15 protein-coding genes are annotated in these 17,753 nt (G+C 49.8%); 9 read left to right on the forward strand and 6 right to left on the reverse strand.

Going from position 1 to position 17,753, the window contains the following annotated elements; translation table 11 throughout:
* Window positions 1–7: 7 nt before the first annotated feature.
* From NE473_RS10230 to NE473_RS10250, 5 genes are all read right to left on the reverse strand, one after another.
* Window positions 8–1,663: an ABC transporter permease gene (locus NE473_RS10230; RefSeq protein WP_006772205.1), complete on the reverse strand. Its 1,656-nt coding sequence runs from the start codon at window positions 1,661–1,663 to the stop codon at window positions 8–10.
* Entirely contained in the window at window positions 1,653–2,741 is a 1,089-nt protein-coding gene (locus NE473_RS10235) for an ABC transporter ATP-binding protein (RefSeq protein WP_055650558.1), read from the reverse strand. The genes NE473_RS10230 and NE473_RS10235 overlap by 11 nt, the downstream gene beginning before the upstream one ends.
* Before the next feature lie 27 nt (window positions 2,742–2,768).
* Window positions 2,769–3,875, reverse strand: coding sequence for an ABC transporter substrate-binding protein (locus tag NE473_RS10240; protein WP_022032175.1), 1,107 nt, complete (start codon window positions 3,873–3,875; stop codon window positions 2,769–2,771).
* 131 nt (window positions 3,876–4,006) lie between these two features.
* Window positions 4,007–4,783 (reverse strand): response regulator transcription factor, encoded by a 777-nt coding sequence (locus tag NE473_RS10245; protein ID WP_006772208.1) that lies wholly within the window; start codon window positions 4,781–4,783, stop codon window positions 4,007–4,009.
* Window positions 4,771–6,483, reverse strand: a complete 1,713-nt coding sequence (locus NE473_RS10250; RefSeq protein ID WP_006772209.1) for a sensor histidine kinase — start codon at window positions 6,481–6,483, stop codon at window positions 4,771–4,773. The genes NE473_RS10245 and NE473_RS10250 overlap by 13 nt, the downstream gene beginning before the upstream one ends.
* A 169-nt stretch (window positions 6,484–6,652) precedes the next feature.
* Between NE473_RS10250 and rhaB the strand changes: the two genes are divergently transcribed.
* The 4 genes from rhaB (at window position 6,653) to rhaD (ending at window position 10,696) form a co-directional block, all read left to right on the forward strand.
* Window positions 6,653–8,086, forward strand: coding sequence for a rhamnulokinase (gene rhaB / locus NE473_RS10255; protein WP_055650559.1), 1,434 nt, complete (start codon window positions 6,653–6,655; stop codon window positions 8,084–8,086).
* A gap of 19 nt (window positions 8,087–8,105) precedes the next feature.
* Window positions 8,106–8,420 (forward strand): L-rhamnose mutarotase, encoded by a 315-nt coding sequence (gene rhaM / locus NE473_RS10260; RefSeq protein WP_006772211.1) that lies wholly within the window; start codon window positions 8,106–8,108, stop codon window positions 8,418–8,420.
* A gap of 108 nt (window positions 8,421–8,528) precedes the next feature.
* Window positions 8,529–9,779, forward strand: a complete 1,251-nt coding sequence (locus NE473_RS10265; RefSeq protein ID WP_055650560.1) for an L-rhamnose isomerase — start codon at window positions 8,529–8,531, stop codon at window positions 9,777–9,779.
* Window positions 9,780–9,868: 89 nt separating this feature from the next.
* Window positions 9,869–10,696: a rhamnulose-1-phosphate aldolase gene (gene rhaD / locus NE473_RS10270; RefSeq protein WP_006772213.1), complete on the forward strand. Its 828-nt coding sequence runs from the start codon at window positions 9,869–9,871 to the stop codon at window positions 10,694–10,696.
* On the opposite strand, the gene NE473_RS10275 is transcribed toward rhaD, so the two are convergent.
* Window positions 10,662–11,570 (reverse strand): aldose 1-epimerase family protein, encoded by a 909-nt coding sequence (locus NE473_RS10275; RefSeq protein WP_055650561.1) that lies wholly within the window; start codon window positions 11,568–11,570, stop codon window positions 10,662–10,664. The genes rhaD and NE473_RS10275 overlap by 35 nt on opposite strands.
* A 176-nt stretch (window positions 11,571–11,746) precedes the next feature.
* Between NE473_RS10275 and NE473_RS10280 the strand changes: the two genes are divergently transcribed.
* From NE473_RS10280 to NE473_RS10300, 5 genes are all read left to right on the forward strand, one after another.
* On the forward strand, window positions 11,747–12,910 hold the full coding sequence (locus NE473_RS10280; RefSeq protein ID WP_006772217.1) for an ROK family transcriptional regulator: 1,164 nt from the start codon (window positions 11,747–11,749) through the stop codon (window positions 12,908–12,910).
* 136 nt (window positions 12,911–13,046) lie between these two features.
* Complete coding sequence (locus NE473_RS10285; protein WP_154658090.1) at window positions 13,047–14,123, forward strand: tripartite tricarboxylate transporter substrate binding protein; 1,077 nt, start codon at window positions 13,047–13,049, stop codon at window positions 14,121–14,123.
* 20 nt (window positions 14,124–14,143) lie between these two features.
* Window positions 14,144–14,587, forward strand: coding sequence for a tripartite tricarboxylate transporter TctB family protein (locus tag NE473_RS10290; RefSeq protein ID WP_055650562.1), 444 nt, complete (start codon window positions 14,144–14,146; stop codon window positions 14,585–14,587).
* A 10-nt stretch (window positions 14,588–14,597) separates the two neighbouring features.
* The gene (locus NE473_RS10295) at window positions 14,598–16,127 is read left to right on the forward strand and encodes a tripartite tricarboxylate transporter permease (RefSeq protein ID WP_022032182.1); all 1,530 of its coding nucleotides are present in this window, start codon (window positions 14,598–14,600) and stop codon (window positions 16,125–16,127) included.
* Window positions 16,128–16,140: 13 nt separating this feature from the next.
* Window positions 16,141–17,670 (forward strand): PHP domain-containing protein, encoded by a 1,530-nt coding sequence (locus tag NE473_RS10300; RefSeq protein WP_055650563.1) that lies wholly within the window; start codon window positions 16,141–16,143, stop codon window positions 17,668–17,670.
* The last annotated feature ends 83 nt before the right edge of the window (window positions 17,671–17,753 follow it).

The following is a 17,753-nucleotide window of genomic DNA, read 5'->3' on the forward strand; positions in this document are numbered from 1 at the left end:
TTATTAGCTACAGACTCAGATCCTTCCCTCCATTTACCCTGTTGAAGATCAAGAGTGAAATGACCGTCAGGACAGTCAGTATGGTGGACAGCGCCGCTGCTATGCCGTAGTTGCCTCGTACGACCTCCGTGTAAACGGCGACCGTCAGGGTCTTTGTCCTGCCTGTATACAGGATGATGGCAGTTGACAGTTCGCTGATCATGGTAACCCAGCTTAAGATTGCGCCGGAGACGATTCCGGCCGTCATCATGGGTACGGTGACTTTGAAAAATGACTTCATTTTTGAGGCTCCGAGGGAGATGGCTGCTTCCTCGATACTCATGGGGATCTGCTGCAGGATGGCCACCGAGGAGCGGATGGTGTAGGGCAGACGCCGGATTACGAGGGCAACCACCATAATCAGCATGGTTCCGCTTAACATAACAGGCTTTTTGTTAAAGCCGGTAAGCAGTGCGATACCGAGAACGGTGCCTGGCACGATATAGGGGATCATGGAGATGATATCCACCGTGCTGGTGAGCGCGTTCTTTCTGCGGACCACCAGGTAGGCGATCATGATCGCCAGAAGTACAATGATGACGAGGGCGCAGAGGGGGATTATGATGGTGTTCTGAATGCTGCGTCCCAGCTTTCCAAACGCGGAGGCATAACTTTCCAGAGAGTACCCGGAAACGAAAATCTTTCCTTCCGTCTTCTTAAAGGACGTATAGCTGACGTATACCTGGGGCAGTATTGCGATTCCCACGATGAGGTAGGAGGCAGCGTGAGCCAGAAATCCGGTAAGACCTTTCGGCGTCTTCTCCTCAATGGGATGCAGGGCATTTAAGGAAAATGCATTTTTATTGGATACGTATTTCTGTGCCAGGAAGACCACGGTCGTGACGACGATGGCGATCACCGCAATCGCAGCAGCAAATCCGTCGTTGCCTCCCACCTCGTTGATGAATTCCGTATAGAGGACGACCGGGAACGTACGGTAGCCTTCGCCGATTAACATGGGGGTTCCGAAGTCTGCGAAGGAACGCATGAATACCAGCAGGGCCGCGGCCAGAAGCGTCGGCATGATCAACGGAATTACAACCTTGAAAAAGCATTTTAATCCGGAACAGCCCAGGTTGTTAGCCGCCTCCACCAGTGAATTATCGATGTTTTTGAGAGCACCCTTCGCGTACAGAAATACCAGCGGGAACAGCTGCAGCGTCATGACAAGTACGATGCCGCCGAAGCCGTAGATATCCGGTATGTTGATTCCAATATTCCTGAAAAATGTAGTAATTACGCCGCTTCTGCCTAACAGAAGGATCCAGGAGTAGGCACCGATAAACGGAGCGGACATGGATGCCACGATGATTAATATGTTCAGCAGGGATTTTCCTTTAATCTTATAAACGGAAAAGATATAGGCCAGAGGGGTTCCGATTGCGATAGACAGCACCGTTGCCGCGATGGAGACCTTAAAGCTGTTGAACAGGGTATTAAAATAGTAACTTTTAGAAAAAAACTTGGTAAAGTTGGCCATGGAGAACTGGCCTGTCTCACCGTCTATGACGGACTGCTGGATTAAGTGGGCCATAGGATAAATCAGAAACAGGGCGTAGACTGCAATTGTACACAGCGTGATGATTCCCCATATGTCCAGCCGGAATTTGCTATTATCCTTCATATGCCTCACTCCTTACAAGATTTAAGCTGCCTTCTTTGTTAAAGACATTGATCTTATGCTTCTTCACCTGAAGAAGTACCCTCTGACCCGGCTTCAGCTCATCTTCGATGGAAGATTCCTCCACAATTTCCACGACTCCGTGTCCGTCGTCCGTCTCCACAAAGTAGTGGGTATTTAAACCGAGATACGTATATTCTTTTACGACACCGGCGATTCCTTCCGTTCCCTCCGGCGAGATGACAAATTCCTCCGGACGTACGGAACATAGGACCTCCTGGCTTCCCGCCTGTTTTAAGCACTCCAGTTCCACCCGGTACCCGCTGCTGAAAATGATGGCGCCGTTTTCTACACGGGCGGGGATGATGTTGGTTCTGCCGATAAAGGTGGCTACAAAGACATTCTTTGGTCTCTGGTAAATATCCTTGGGAGTGCCGACGTGCTGAATGACGCCGTCCTTCATGACTGCGATGGTATCGCTGATGGCCATCGCCTCTTCCTGATCATGGGTAACGTAGACGGTGGTGATCCCCACATCCTTCTGGGTGTGGCGGATCACGCTTCTCATCTCCAGACGGAGCTTGGCGTCCAGATTCGATAACGGTTCATCCATCAGCAGAACATCCGGCGTGATGACTAACGCCCTGGCCAGCGCAACACGCTGCTGCTGGCCGCCGGAGAGCTGGTTGGGCATGCGCTCCGCGTACTGCATAATCTGCATCAGATTTAAGTATTTATCTGTCTCAGTCTTAATCTTTTCTTTTTCGATCTTCCTGTTTTTCAACCCAAAAGCAACGTTGTCACGTACCGTCATGTTGGGGAATATGGCATAGTTCTGAAAAACCATGCCGATATTCCGCCTGCTGGGGTCCATATCATTGATGCGGGTGTCGTTGAAATAGATATCGCCGCCCTCAATGGAATTGAATCCCGCGATCATACGAAGAAGTGTGGTCTTGCCGCAGCCCGAAGGCCCAAGGAGGGTAAAGAGTTCCCCGTCCCTGATGGTAGCATTTAAGTCCGGGATGACTGTGTTATTTCCATACTTCTTAACTGCGTCCTTAATCATTATCTTACTCATCTTTATCCTCCGGCCCTCTCATTCTCTTTATTTGGCTGATTCAATGCTTGTGAAGATATCGGTATACTTGTTTACCAGTTCTTTTTTATGAGAACTTACGTATGGAATATCTTCTTCAATTACGTAGATGTCAGACATTGGCGTCATGAAATCACTGGTTTTTGCGTCTTTTAATACCGGACGGTTGGTCAGGGTCGTTCCCCAGATATTCTGAACTTCCTCGCTGATGATGAAGTCGATGAACAGCTTTGCATTATCCATGTTCTTGGCACCCTTTACGATGGTTGCGGAAGCCGGAAGATAAACGCTGCCTTCCTTCGGATAGATGATCTTCACGGGAGCGCCGTCTTTTACAAGCTGTGCACAGGGATCCTCGTAGGAAAGGCCTACCAGATACTCGCCGTCAGCGACTCCCTTGTAAACGCCTGAAGAGCTCTCGATGATCTTGCCGTCGATGTTGGTAAATAAATCTTCTACATATTTCCATGCCGCGTCATCTTCATATCCGCCCATAGCCAGCAGAATGTTGGTCAGCTGCGCAAAGGCGGAAGAGGAGTTGGCCGGATCGGCCGTAGCGATTTTGCCTTTTAATTCCGGATTCAGCAGATCGGCATAGCCTTCGATCTTGATATCGCCGATTAAATCGGTGTTAACGATTAAGCAGCTGCCGTCGAGGACGTTGCCGGTGATGAAACCGCAGGTGTTCTTATAGGCATCCAGCACACCGGCGTCGTTGGGAGATACGTATGGTTCCCAGAGGTCTTCATTGTCAAAGGCCAGAGACCAGGAACCGCCGAAGAGTACGTCGGCATACGGATCATTTTTCTCAGACTGGATTCGTTTGACCAGTTCTCCGGTGCCGGCCTGGATCACTTCCACGTCAACGCCGTATTTTTCTTCAAACAGCGGGATCGTCGCGTTCATCAGTCCTTCAGAGTTGGGAGAGTAAACCACTAACTTTCCGCCGCCCTTTTTTTCCTCAGACCCGGCTGCCTGGGTATCCCCTGACGCCTCGCTGCCGGCTTCCGTCTTCGGTGCCGCTGTTGTTGCCGGTGCGGAAGAGGAAGAAGAACAGCCGGCCAGAGCGGCTGCCGTCATGGTGAGTGCCATTGTCACTGCAATTGTTTTTTTCATAGTAAATCCTCCTTTGATTGATGTTGATACCACTATCTTAGTAAAAATGCATAAAAGATAATACCTGAATTTCCGAACAAACAGCAAAAATACCGAACACATCTGGCGATTTGTCCGGTATTTTACTTTCTTTATAGAATTTTTGAACGGTATTCCCTGGGGGAGCATCCCATATATTTTTTGAAGACATAGCTGAAATACTTGTAGTCCCCAATTCCGCATTTCCACCCGATATCGGAAATGGCGTTGTCCTCATCTGCCAGCATGGCCAGCGCCTTCTGGATCCGATACCGGTTTAAATACTCGATCACGGTAGTACCCAAAGCTTTCTGGAACCGCTGGTTTAAATAGCGTTCCGAGTAATGCAGCTCTTCCTCCAGATCAGCCAGCGCGATCTTCTGGTCGTAATTTCCGGCGATAAAATCCAGAATCCGGGCGGCAACCGGGTCCATACCGCTCATGGCGTCCGTCTCCGGAATCAAAACGGAATGCTTCAGTTTTTCCCGGTCCTCCATTTCCCGGCGCAGAATTCTGATGTTTTTAAGCTCTAAAGCGGCCCGTTCCAGAGCCTCCTTCATTTCCTCCATATCAAGGGGCTTGAGTACGTAGTAGGAAACACCGTTTCGGATGGCTTCCCTGGCATACTCAAAATCTGAGTAGCCGGTCAGGATGATGGCGACGTAATCATAGGTGTCTTTCGTTCTGGCGATCATCTGGAGCCCATCCTCCACCGGCATGTTGATGTCGGTGATGACGATGTCCGGGTTTCGTTCCGCAATCAGAGCGCCGCCTTCTTCCCCGTTTCGAGCCTCTCCGACGACACTGCAGTTAAATTCCTCCCACGGTACGGAGTTCCTGATTCCTCTTCGGATGATGTCCTCATCCTCAACCAATATTACACTGTACAAGTTGTCCTCTCCTTATTTTTTAATTTGATATCTACCCGGAAATACTCACCTTCCCGGCTGTCTATGGTCATCTCGCTGTTATCCCCGTATTCCAGAACAATGCGCCGGGCCAGGTTCTGCAGACCGTTGTGCTCGGTTTTCAATTCCTCCGACCGCAGCATGGCGCGCAGCGTCTCCAGCGTCGCCCGGGGAACGCCCGGGCCGTTGTCCTCCACACTTAAATAGAGGTAATCCCCCTCACATCGGCCGCATATGGTGACGCGGATTTCCATCCTTTTCTTAAAACCGTATTTGATGCTGTTCTCGATGAGAGGCTGCAAAAGAAGCTTCGGAACGTCGTATCTCATACATTCGCCGGCAATGGCGGTCTCACAGAGGAAACGGTCGCCGAACCGGGTTTTCTGGATATAGAGATAATCTTCGATATACCTCATATCCTCCTGCAGTAATACATCCTGCTTCGTGTTATTGATGCTGTAGCGCAGAATGTGAGTGAATTTTTCTATGAGGTGCGCGGCTTTGTCTGGCTCTGACATGATCAGGTATTTGATGGTGTCCAGCGTATTATAGATAAAGTGCGGGTTGATCTGCGTCTGTAAGTTGCTGATCTCGATCATGCTGTTTAAACGGATTAAATCGGTGTTGCGCGTGTTCAGCTCGTTGATGCTCTTTACCATCCGGTTGATCTGACTGGCAATCTCCTCGAATTCGTCTCCGGTATGAATCTCAATGATATGGCTGCTGTCACCATGGCGTATAATTCTCATCTCATCGGCCAGTATGCCGACAGACCGCGCATTTTTCTCCGCCATGAGTTTGGACAGCTTTTGAGTCATGATAAACCAGATGACTCCCAGAAAGACGATGGTCAGAATACCGATGGCCAGGTAAAGTACATTTTTCGGATAATAGATGAAGGAATAGATCGTAACGCCTTCATCCTTTAAAAAGTGGGACGAAAGCAGATACCGGTTTCCATGGAGGAAGACCAGGCGCTGCTGTTCTTCATTCCGGAATTTATTGGTATTCCGTTCCGGGAGAAACCCCTCGCGGGAGCAGAAAATAATATCCCCGTTTGCCGTAGTGATGATGCTGTCGTACTGGTAATTGGAAAACAGCCTGGCCCAGTCATGGCCGTTTAAATACGCGCCTGCGAACCCGATGAGCTGGCCGTCACGGTAAAGCGGCCTGGAAAAGACGTATTCCGAGGTATCTCCGGTAAAATAGTACACTGTGTGATAGAGGCCCGGCCCGTTTTTCACGGTATTGTCGCAGACGATTCCGTTAAATGCGATCCGGTGCAGGTTCATGTCATCGTTTCCGTAGCTGGTATAGACGATATTATGGTTGCTGTCCGTAAGAATTAGGTTTAAGCGTATCGGACTGTCGACGTTGTACTTGCTTAAGGAGTAGCGTACCTCGCTCCCGTCTGTCCGGTTCTCAATGCACCGTGTAAAAATGGAGTCGTTTTCCGCATCATTCAAATACGTATCCGTGGCATGGTAGGCTGTTTGAAAGGTGCTGGTAAGAAATTCAATATGTTCCTGAACATTAAATCTCGTGTTTAAGTAATTGATGCCGAATATTGCTGCCGAAAAAAAGATGCATCCGATAAAAACCAGGAAAACGATATTCCTGGTTGCCGCTTTTTCCAGCTGCTTTTGAAATATGGTCTGTTCCCGTGTCTGTTTATATGCCATGGCGGTCTCCCATCAAAAGGCCTGCGGAGTTTAATCCGCAGACAGATATCTCTATATGCAGTATAGCACAAGACTGCAAATAAGGACATATTTTTTAATAAACCGAGACCTTTTTTTCTGTCCGGCAATTCGATAAAATATGATTAGAAAATATCGGAGGATGATACAAATGGAGAACTATTACCTCGCAGTGGATATCGGCGCCTCCAGCGGCCGCCATATCCTCGGCACAGTGAAGGACGGAACCATCAGTCTGGAAGAGATCTACCGTTTTGAAAACGGTATGAAGAAAAAGAACGGCCATCTCTGCTGGGATGTGGAATCCCTGTTTCATGAAATTAAGATGGGGATGAAGCAGTGCGCAGCACTGGGAAAGATTCCATGCAGCATGGGAATTGACACATGGGCGGTGGATTTTGTCCTGTTGGACGGAGAAGGCCGGATTCTGGGAGACGCGGTCGGCTACCGGGATGACAGAACGAAGGGAATGGATGAAAAGGTATATGAAACCATTTCTCCGGAAGCCCTGTATGAGAGGACAGGAATTCAGAAGCAGATTTTCAATACCATCTATCAGCTGATGGCGGTGAAGGAGGAGAGACCGGAAGAGCTTGCCGGCGCAGAGTCCATGCTGATGATTCCGGATTACTTTCATTATCTGCTGACCGGAGTGAAGAAACAGGAATATACCAATGCGACGACGACCCAGCTGGTCAGTCCGGTGACGAAAACGTGGGATTATGAGCTGATTGCGCGTCTGGGATATCCTGAGAAACTGTTTACAGAGCTGTCCATGCCGGGAACCGTGGTGGGAACGCTGACGAAAGCCGTGGAGGACGAGGTTGGCTTTACCTGCGAGGTGGTGCTTCCGGCAACTCATGACACGGGATCGGCGGTAATGGCCGTACCGGTACCGGAGAATGCCTCCGGAAACAGCAGTGATGCGGACGGCGGCCTGTTATACATAAGCTCCGGTACCTGGTCTCTGATGGGAACGGAATTAACAGAGGCAGACTGTTCTGCAGAAAGCCGAAAGGCCAATCTGACCAATGAAGGCGGTTATGAGTATCGTTTCCGTTATTTAAAGAACATCATGGGGCTGTGGATGATCCAGTCCGTGAAAAAGGAACTGGCGGCAGCCGGAGAGACGTATTCCTTTGCAGAGCTTTGCCGCATGGCTTCTGAGGAAACCATACAATCCATTGTGCCCTGCAACGACGACGTATTTCTTGCGCCGGAGAGTATGACGGAAGCGATAAAAGAGTATTTAAGAAAATCCGGTCAGGAAGTACCAGAGACGGCCGGCGCGCTGGCCGCAGTCATCTACAACAGCCTGGCTCAGTGCTATAAGGAGACCGTGGAGGAACTGGAAGCCATCACAGGCAGAACGTATCAGGCCGTGAACATTGTGGGCGGCGGTTCCAATGCAGACTACTTAAACCGGCTGACTGCAGGGGCTACAGGAAAAACCGTATATGCGGGTCCTGGCGAGGCAACCGCTGTCGGGAACCTTCTGGCACAGATGATTCAGGCCGGTGAATTTAAGGGACTTCAGGAAGCGAGAGCGGCAGTTTACCGCTCGTTTGAGATCAGTACCTATTAAAATAGCGGAGGATTGAAGGATGATACACAAATCGTTTAAAATGCATCTGTATGAAGGCATGGCAGAAGAGTACGAGAGACGGCACAACCTGCTCTGGCCGGAGATGAAGGATATGATTCATGAGTACGGCGGCCATAATTACTCTATCTTTCTGGACAGCGAGACGAATGTGCTTTACGGCTACATCGAGATTGAAGATGAAGATAAATGGGCGGAATCAGCCGACACGGCCATCAACCGCAAATGGTGGGATTATATGGCCGATATCATGGACACCAACCCGGACAACAGCCCGGTGAGCGTGGATCTAAAGCCGGTATTCCACCTGGACTGACCGGAGAGGATACGGCCGGCAGCGGGCAGACAGGAAAATCAGAATAACTGGGAAATCAGAATAACTGGAAAATGATAATAGAAAAGCAGGAAAAAGGAGAATAACACCATGACAGTAAAAGAAAGATACGAAGCCGCAAAAGAAATCTACCGGGCAGCCGGTGTGGATACGGATGCAGCGCTGGAGGCGCTGAAGAATATTCCCGTTTCCATGCACTGCTGGCAGGGAGATGACGTAATCGGATTTGACGGCGCGGGCGCCCTTTCCGGCGGAATCCAGGCGACAGGAAACTATCCGGGGCGTGCGAGAACGCCGGAGGAACTGATGTCAGATATGGACAAGGCGCTTAGCCTGATTCCGGGAACGCACAGAATCAACCTTCATGCCAGCTACGCCGTGTTCGAAGATGGCGAGTGGGCGGACAGAGACAAGCTGGAGCCGAAGCATTTTGCAAAGTGGGTGGAATTTGCTAAGGAAAGAGGTCTCGGCATCGATTTTAATCCGACCTTATTCTCTCATATAAAAGCTGAGAATGCCACGTTATCCAGTGAGGATCCCGAGATCCGCAGATTCTGGATCGACCATGTAAAGGCCTGTATCCGTATTTCCGAGTATTTCGCACAGAAACTGGGAACTCCGTGTACCATGAACATCTGGATTCCTGACGGCTTCAAGGATATTCCTGCGGACCGCACGGCTCCGAGAGCGAGACTGAAGGATTCCCTGGATCAAATCCTTTCCATAGATTACGACAAGTCGAAGGTATATGTGGCGGTTGAATCCAAGGTGTTCGGGATCGGTATGGAAAGCTGTACCGTAGGTTCCCATGAATTCTATATGAATTACGCTTCCAAGAATGATATTTTATGCCTGCTGGACAGCGGTCATTACCATCCGACAGAGGTGGTATCCGACAAGATTTCTTCCATGCTTCTGTTCTTTGACAAAGTGGCTCTTCATGTGACGAGACCGGTGCGCTGGGACAGCGACCACGTAGTATTGTTTGACGACGAGACGAGAGAGATCGCCAAGGAAATCGTCCGCGGCGGCGCAGACCGCGTCTTACTGGCCCTCGATTTCTTCGATGCCAGCATCAACCGCATCAGCGCCTGGGTAGTGGGCATGCGCAATATGCAGAAAGCGCTGTTAAACGCACTGCTTCTTCCGAACGGTAAGATGGCGGAGCTTCAGAATGAAAGAAAGTTCACGGAGCTGATGATGCTTTCCGAGGAGATGAAGACCTATCCGTTAGGCGACGTGTGGGATTACTTCTGTGAGCAGAACGGTGCTCCTGTTAAAGAGGCGTGGTTTGAGGAAGTAAAGAGATATGAGGCCGACGTTCTGGCGAAGAGAAGCTAAGTACGGCAGTGGTTATGGAATAGAAGATAACTGGGATAAAAAGAATAAGAACAGAAAGAACAAGAACAGAAAGAACAGGTGTATATAAAATGAGAGTAACAGACGCAGAATTTGTAAAAGGTTTTATCCGTCTCTGTGACGACGGCTTCAAGCAGAACTGGCATGAAAGAAACGGCGGCAACTTAAGCTACCGCATCAAACCGGAAGAAGTGGAATCCGTAAAAGAAGAATTGACAGACAGCAATCCGTGGCAGCCGATCGGAACCAGCGTTCCAAAGCTGGCAGGCGAGTACTTCATGGTGACAGGAAGCGGAAAGTATTTCCGTAATGTGATTCTTGATCCGGCGGCTAACAGCTGCATCATCGAGGTAGACGAAGCGGGAGAGAACTACCGCATCTGCTGGGGCCTTGTAAACGGCGGACGCCCCACCAGCGAACTCCCCTCCCATTTAATGAACCATGAAGTGAAGAAAGAAGTGACAGGCGGAAAGCACCGCGTGATCTACCATGCGCATCCGACCAACGTCATCGCCCTGACCTTCGTTCTTCCGCTGGAAGATAAGGTGTTTACAAGAGAGTTATGGGAAATGGCTACTGAGTGTCCGGTCGTATTTCCGGATGGCGTGGGCGTGGTCGGCTGGATGGTTCCGGGCGGACGCGATATCGCCGTGGCTACCAGTGAGCTGATGAAGAAATACGACGTTGCCGTATGGGCTCACCACGGCCTGTTTGCCTCCGGCGAAGACTTTGATCTGACCTTCGGCCTGATGCATACCGTGGAGAAATCTGCGGAAATCCTGGTAAAGGTTCTGTCGATCCGCCCGGATAAGCTGCAGACCATTACACCGCAGAATTTTAAGGATCTGGCGAAAGATTTTAAGGTTACGCTTCCGGAGGAGTTTCTGTACGAAAAGTAAGCGGCCTGATTGCCATGGAGAGGTCATGGGAGGCGCCCGGTTCCAGTCTGCGTACATGATTTTTGTGAATCAGCTCATCTCCTTCTCCGGTGCGGGCCCCGGAGCCGTTCCAGGGCTCGATACAGAGAAATGGCGCCTGGTCCGGATATGTGGTCCAAAAGGCAATGGTTTCAAAGTCCGGATAGGAAACCTCGACTCCGCATCCGTCAGCCCGGTGAATGAGGGCGACTCTGCGGGAGGCGATTTTAGGAAAATAGAGGGCGTTGTCCCGGAAGAGTGCCCTGGACAGAGAAATGGTACGGCCGCGGAGTTCATATCCGCGGCCGTTGGAGAGGTATTCTCCCTGGAAACGGTCAAACGGCATGGCATAAACGTCTTCCTCTTTCTCAAATATAAGACAGTAATCCTCGAAGACAGCGTCTTCCTCCATGGGACAGCGAAAGCCAGGATGGGCTCCGATGCAGTAGTACAGGGCAGAGGAGTCCCTGTTGGCAACCCGGTATTTCAAAAAAAGGCTTCCGGCATTCAGTTCATAGGTCAGTGACAACCGGAAGGACCAGGGATACATGGCCTTTGTGAGTGCGTTGTCCTGGAGTAAAAACGATGCACGGTCCTCCGACTGTTCCAGCCTTTGAAACTCCATGTCCTTGCAGAAGCCGTGCTTTGGAAGTCTGTAGCTGCTTCCGTCGATCAGGAGCCGGTTATTCCTGCAGTCGCCTACCACGGGAAAGAGGAGCGGAGAGCATCGGCTCCAGAAGCGCGGATCGCGCTGCCAGATGTATTCTTTTCTGCTGCGGTCTTTTAAAGAGATCAGCTGTGCCCCTGCACTGTCAATCACCGCAGTTAATTCTGAATTTCTAATTGTAGTCAACATAAAATTTCTCCCTTTCAGCAGAATTCATTTACCCCGTACATCGGCCGGAGCCTTTGGCCTTCCGAAGCAGATTTGCGCTGCAGCAAAATACCGGATACGGATACTATACCATCCTTTTTGCTTGCCGGAAACAGGAATATCAGGTATGATAGTAGACAGTAAAGGAGGCTTGTCATATGCTTCGCATCGAAAATTCCGGAAAATCTCAGATGAAATCCAGAAACAGGGTTCGTGTATTTCGTGAAATATTAAATAATGAAGGCATTTCCAGAAAACAGCTGGAGAAGCGTCTGGGCCTTTCTGCACCGTCTGTTACGCGGGTTGTAGAGGAACTGCTGCGGGAAGGGCTGATATGTGAGGAAGGGACAGAACAGACCCATATGGGGCGCAGACCAGTTATGCTTTGTGTTAAAAAGAATGCCTATTACAGCATTGGAATGAATTTAAGCAGGTCCAGACTGTATTACTGTATAAAGAACCTGGGGGGAGAACCAGTCCATTCCGGAGAGATCAGGCTTCAGGGGAGAAAGAGGGGAGATCAGCTGCTAAGTCTGATGGAATCTGCGGTCGAAGACTGTTTGAAAACAGCAGGCGTTGAGAAAAGACACCTTTTTGCCATTGGTATTGCTTCCCGCGGAACGGTAAATGAAGGCAAAGGAAGCGTGATCTATACACCCGATTCCGGTGAAGAGATTCTGGTTAAGGAATACATGAAAGAACGGTATGACTGCCAGATTCTCGTGGAAAATAATGTGATTGCCGATTTAAAGGGACAGTATCTGGACTTAAGCGGCACGAACCGGAACCTGGTGTATCTCTACATTTCTGACGGAGTCGGAGGCAGCATTATCTGTAATGGCCAGGTGATCGACGGGGAGAACAGCATGGCAGGGAAATTCGCCCATATTCTTGTGGAGAGCGGGGGAAGACTGTGTGCCTGCGGAAAACGGGGGCATTTGGAATCGTATGTGTCTAAGCCGGCGATGGAAGAAGCATATTTCGAGGCCAGTGGGAAAAGACTGGAACTGCCGGAGATATGCAGACTGGCAAATGCCGGGGAGACGGCCGCTGCAGCAGTCCTGACGGATGCCATTGACAAGCTGGCGATTGGCATTAACCAGATTTTTCTGGTTGTGAATCCGGGAACGCTTGTCTTATATGGGGATCTGTTTGAATGCGTCGACGGGATTGTGGAGTATTTAAAGCAGAGAACAAAAGAACTGGCATTTACGGAGGAGATTGCGGATAACTGCTGGCTGGTGAGGGAAAAGAAAAATGTCCGTATTGAAGAAAGCATTGCCAGGCTGTCTGTGGAACAGGCTCTCGAGATTATTGTATAAACCTCATAAAAAATATATAATTTCATATTGAAAAAATATAGAGATGTGATATAATGATAAAAAGACAACGGGGTGTGTCTTAAAAATTTAACTAATTAATTTCATTATGAAATTATATGAGAAGGAGAGGCAGCAAATGAAAAGAAGAAAATTGATGGCATTGGTACTTGCAGGAGCTATGGCGGCGGTTGTGGGATGCAGCAGCCAGAGCGGAACGGTGAAGCAGCCGGAGACGCAGAAGGAGGCGGCCAGCCAGGAGAGCACGAAAGAGAATGGAAATGAGGGAAATACGGCCGGTGACAGCACTGCCGCACAGGCGGGCAGCTGGAAACCGGATCATGACATCACAATCCGTGTGCCCAATGCAGCAGGCGGGACGATGGACACGATCACGAGAATTCTGGGACAGGGGATCCAGCAAAGCACAGGGACTACGGTTATGATTAATAATCTGACCGGAGCATCCGGAGCTATCGCGGCCAATGATCTTCTGGCAAAAGATGCGGACCCCTGCGAACTGATGACATCAGGAATTGCGCTGTTTACACTGGCGCCTCTGTTCAACCAGGATATTAAAGTCAGTCTGGACGATTTCACCATCGTGTCAGGTATGGTATCTGAGGATTTTGTGCTCTGTGTAAACCCGGAGAAGAGCGGTATCCATAACTGGGAAGAACTGAAGGCTTATGGAGAGAAGGAACGTATTCTGTTCGGATCCAATACGCCAGGTGGAACCACTCATATGCTGGGAACCGCACTGTTCGGAGAAGCCGGTTTAAACGCGGAAGCCGTGACCTCGGATGGAACGAATAAGGACATGCTGGCTCTGACCTCCGGTGACGTAATCTGTGCCATTGGCAATGCCAGCGCCTGTCAGCAGTTTATCGAAGAGGGAACAGCGGTTCCCATTGCCGTATTTTCCGCAGAAGCCTATGATGGATTCGAAGGCTTTACCGTTCCGTCAGTCGTGGATCTGGGCTATGATATTCAGTTTAAGTCCTGTAATTTCCTGATTGCAAAAAAGGGAGCGGATCAGGCTGCTCTGGATCAGATTCACGATATGATTCTGGCCTATACTGAGACGGAGGAATGTAAAAAACTGGCTGAAAGTGCGAAATACGTGCCGGATATTGCTGACGGAGCGAGTGTACGTGCCATTGTTGAGGAATCCGCAAACATGTGCCGGGAAATCTATGAAAAGTATTATCACTAAACCTGTGGGGAGAAACCGATATGAAAGTGAAGTACAGGACAAATCTGTGTGCCGGAATCATAAGCGTAATCTTCGGCCTGGCAGTTCTCTGGCTGATTCCGGCTCAGATTGGTACAGAATATTCGTCAGGACGCGGTCTGACCTCCAGGGCTGTTCCGGGCGGAGCGGCCATGCTGTTTATCGTGTGCGGAGCGGCACTAATCTTTCAGAGCCTGATTCTAAAGAAGGACACGGTCCGGGAACTTAATCTGGCGAAAGAAGGAAAGGCGCTCCTCTACATGGCGGTGTTCGCCATCTATGTAATACTGTTTGATTACAGCTTTATTGTGGCTTCCATTTTCCTTGGAACCGTGACTCTGCTTTTTACAAAGAGCAAAAGAAAGCTGTATTATGTAATTGTAATGATCACGGTTATCGTTTTGTATCTGCTGTTTACGCAGGTACTTCACGTGAGATTGAAGTAGGAGGCCGCAAATGAAGGAAATTATAGTTCAGGCACTGCCCCAGCTGTTCACTCTGGAGAATTTTGTGTTTGTAAACCTGGGGATTTTTATCGGAATCATCTTCGGATCGATACCAGGGCTGAATGGCAATCTGGCCATTACGGTTCTGATTCCGTTCACTTTTAAACTGGGCAGTATACCGGCTTTGCTGATGCTGACCGCCATCTTCTTTGGCTCGAATTTTGGAGGCTCCATAACGGCCATCCTTATTAATACGCCGGGCACGAATGCAGCAGCGGCCACTTTGCTGGATGGCTATCCCCTGTCCAAAAAAGGGAAAACGAGAAAGGCTCTGGACATGGCGCTGGCAGCTTCAACCTTTGGCGGCCTGGTGAGTGCTCTGTGTCTTCTGTTTTTTGCACCGCAGATCAGTAAAATCGCTATTTATTTTGGGGCGCCGGAGTATTTTGCACTGGCGGTATTCGGGCTGTCCGTGATAGCCTCTGTCAGCGGAAGCAGTATTTTAAAGGGAGTAATCAGCGGAGCGTTTGGCGTTCTGATTGCTACGGTAGGGATCGATGCTGTCAGCGGAGTCACACGTTTTACCTTCGGCAGCCTGCAGATGTATAACGGAATCAAGATGCTGGCAGTTTTACTGGGGGTATACGCAATCGCCCAGATGATCAGCCGCGTAAACGGCACGGAGGAAGAGGATTCCGGTACGGAGCTGAAAAAGGCGGATCCCTCGGATCGACTGACCTTCAAAGAGATAAAGAGTACGATCCCAACGATGCTGAAGTCATCCGCGATCGGGGCGTTCATCGGAGCCATACCGGGTACAGGCGGGGCAATCGCTTCCTATATTGCTTATAATGAAGCCAAACGCTGCGCAAAACCGGGCGAGAAGTTCGGGGAAGGAGAGTTAAAGGGAATCGCCGCTCCGGAGTCTGCCAACAATGGGGCGACAGCGGCTACGCTGATTCCGCTGCTTACACTGGGAATCCCGGGCGATGCGGTGGCAGCCACACTGCTGGGTGCATTCACCATGCATGGACTGGTGGTTGGGCCTAAGCTGTTTTCTTCTTCCGGGCCTGTCGTCTATGCAATTTTAATTGGCTGTGTGATTTCACAGATTGTGATGTTTTTACAGGGGAAGTATCTGCTTCCGGTTTTCGTAAAAATCACACATATTCCCCAGGAGCTTCTGACGGCCCTTCTGGTTGTTATCTGCTGTACAGGAGCGTTCTCCCTGGCGAATTCCTCTTTTGACGTGCGGGTTATGCTGATATTCGGCGGGATCGCTTATTTTATGCAGAAGGTAGAACTGCCTCCCGTACCGATCATTCTGGGGATCGTCCTTGGCCCTATCGCAGAGGCCAATTTAAGAAATTCCCTTGTCCTTTCAGGCGGCTCCTGGACCATATTCTTTAAACGTCCGATCTGCCTGGCATTCATCATTCTGACCTTTGTTCTTATCTGGCTTTTAAAGAAGAATGATAAAAAGCAGCGAAAAATGGAAGCGGAATTTTTCGAAAAATATGGAGAAAATACGGAGAGGTAAGGAAAAGAACCCTATGCATTATAAAAAATTATGGACGGATTTACACAGCAATATTCATCACAATCAGATGGGAGAACTGGACCAGTGGATCGAGCACGCCAAAAATACCGTTGATTTCTGGCCGGTCGCTTACTATCCCTTCTATATGAAGGCTACCAAAACGGGAGCTGGTCTGGAGGATCTATATGACGGAAAATTAATTGAAGAAGACTGGGAGCAGCTGCGCGAGGCGGTAAAACGGGAAAATGCAGCCGGTTATCCCATGTTTATGGGCTATGAGTGGCAGGGCTCCGGAAAGGATGGGGACCATAATGTGTTCTTTTTGGATAATGAGCAGGCAATGCACCATCCCATGAGATATGAGGAGCTTTATCAGGCATATAAGGATACGGAGGCGATTGCCATTCCCCATCATGTGGCCTACCAGCTGGGCAGCAGAGGAAAAAACTGGGAGACTCACCGGGAGGAGTTCTCTCCATTTGCGGAGATCTACTCCAGCCATGGGTGCAGTGAGAATGATACCGGCCCCTTTGACATGGAGCGCCATCTTCATATGGGCCCGCGAACCGGAGAGACGTGTTACGAGAGGGGACTGGAGAAAGGGTATCTGGTCGGCGCGATTGCCTCAGGAGACAACCACAATGTACCGGCTGTTCATGACCATGGAACCATGTGCGTGCTGGCAGCAGACAGAACCAAAGAAGCGATCTGGGAGGGACTGAAAAACCGCCGGGTATATGGTGTCAGCAGAAGCCGCATGGATATTGATTTTACGATCAACGGAAGTCCCATGGGGGCTGTGGTGAAGCCGGGAGAGGGCACACTTGCATTTACTGTTCGGGCGGCAGATGCCATTGACCGGGTAGAGATATTGAAGGATAACGTTCTCGATACCATGGCGGTTCATGCGGGAACATGGGAAAAGGCGGAATATACCGGCGTTGTAAAGGTGAAATTTGCAGTGGAGTTCGGGTGGGGGCCAAATCCAAAGTTTTATAAAGACCGGCTTGTCAAGACATGGGAGGGGTCTCTGGAGGTGCCCGGCCGTCTCTGTTCGGTACAGAAATGCTTTAACAGCTTCGGACAGGAGCTGTTAAACGTGACGGAAAAATCCTGTGAATTCCATATGACTACTTATATGAGCACGACTACGGGCCACTGGATGGGGCCGAGTACAGTCGTAAAGGAAGGCTTTGTGTTTGAGGTTGAGGGAAATACAGAGGACGAGATTGTGCTGAAGGTGGACAGCTACGTATACCGCCTGAAGATAGGAGAATTGATGAAATCATCGAGAATTCTTGCCCAGTACCGGGAGAGTATGGAGCTGGCAGCAGAAGTCTTTGGAAATGTAGAGCACTACCGTGATGATTTTTACTGGCATAACGCCTATAAAACCAGAATCCGCCAGGCGGTGCCGGAAGAGGCGTATACCATGAGCTGCGAAAAGAAGGTTGCACTGGAGGCGGGAAGCTGTTACCGGCTCCGGGTACATCTGAGAAATGGAGATACAGCCTGGGTTTCCCCGATTTTTGTGAGACAATAACAAAAAAAGAGTTCCAGGGAATGAGTGGCTTCCTGTTTCGCTGACAGGAAGCACCGTTCATTCTCCGGAACTCTTTCTTAAAT

The sequence above is a fragment of the Hungatella sp. SL.1.14 genome (assembly GCF_024460495.1).
GTDB lineage: Bacteria > Bacillota > Clostridia > Lachnospirales > Lachnospiraceae > Hungatella > Hungatella hathewayi.